Source organism: Lysinibacillus odysseyi 34hs-1 = NBRC 100172, from assembly GCF_001591965.1.
Classification (GTDB): domain Bacteria; phylum Bacillota; class Bacilli; order Bacillales_A; family Planococcaceae; genus Lysinibacillus_B; species Lysinibacillus_B odysseyi.
Window position 1 is genome coordinate 1 of sequence record NZ_BCVX01000029.1, and the last position, 1,373, is coordinate 1,373.

Sequence of the window (1,373 nt, forward strand, 5' to 3'; positions counted from 1 at the left end):
AGTGGTGACCCGTACGGGATTCGAACCCGTGTTACCGCCGTGAAAGGGCGGTGTCTTAACCACTTGACCAACGGGCCAAATCATTTTGTTTTCTTGAAGAAGACAAGATTTATAATATCACCATTTTTTATACTTTGCAAGTACTTTTTTGGAAAAATATTTTGTATGTATAAAAATTAGTCAGTATGTACATTAAAGCAATAGTAAAATAATGTACTACCACCTCTAATGGGCAAAAAAAATGGCTCCGAAGGTAGGACTCGAACCTACGACCAACCGGTTAACAGCCGGTTGCTCTACCACTGAGCTACTTCGGAACAATTATTATTTATTTGCATGCTGTTATGCTTGCCTTGTACATTTATTATTATAACAAGCGCTTAAAAATATACAAGTACTTTTTAAAAAATTTCAAAAGATTTTTCTATGTTTAAAAACCCCCTTAATTATACATATTATTATTCAAAATGAATGGTTAAAAATAGGAACTCAAAGAGCGGCAGCCTCTTATTTTTCTAAGATGCAGAAAAACATAGGCTTGTAATATAAGTTTATATAAGAGTCCATATTACCAATGTTCTGTTGGTCTGAAGAGTTTGGCGTTTCTAAACATCTGTTCATGAACTATATAAGTAGAATCCCCTAATCAATTTACTAAAAGTTAGTGATGAGTTACATACCGTTACACCATAGCTTAGCTTAGGTTATAGAGGCTATTCTTAACCTATGATTTATCTACTCAATTTTGATCGTTTCAACTCATCTATCCTCATAGCTGATTCTTTTATTCTCTCTCATTAAATGCCTCCACAAGCTCAAAAACTGCATTAAAAGGGACTTTCAAAACAAGTCAGGATATATCAACAAACGAATGCCACAGGCTTAAATAGAGGTTCTAGAAGGGGATTTAAAAGATTTGAGTATATGGAATTATTGGTACTATATAGAATGTCTTATAAGCTCATTTATTGGCTTTTAATGAGTTTGCCCGAACCGGATAAACAATTGCTATTTAGCGTTAGCTGTTTTCATAATTGTCCTCTCATATGCATGTATCTAAATAAGATTTTAAGAACAATAAATATATTTACTAACATTATAAAAGGTAATAATTTTACTTCCGTAAGAAGGTTGTTTTTTCTTTCTTCAATCCGAGATAAAGTCAGACACAATACTACATTTGAAGAGTTATGTTTCCTTCTTGCCTTTATCCCTCTATTCAATAAATAGTTTAATAAAGAAAAAATGATAAATAACTAAAAGGCATTAGCTCTTAACGAAAAACTAACGCCTTGTATGTCTCTGTATAATTGTTGAAAAGAACCAAAAAATAAAAAAAGCCACTACTAACAAAGTTAGCAGCGACTTTTTGC

2 tRNA genes are annotated in these 1,373 nt (G+C 32.3%); both read right to left on the minus strand.

Annotation, left to right across the window (positions count from 1 at the left end):
- Positions 1-2 precede the first annotated feature (2 nt).
- Positions 3-77 (minus strand) — tRNA-Glu (locus BOD01S_RS22250).
- A 165-nt stretch (positions 78-242) separates the two neighbouring features.
- Positions 243-317: transfer RNA gene (locus BOD01S_RS22255), tRNA-Asn, on the minus strand.
- Positions 318-1,373: the final 1,056 nt, after the last annotated feature.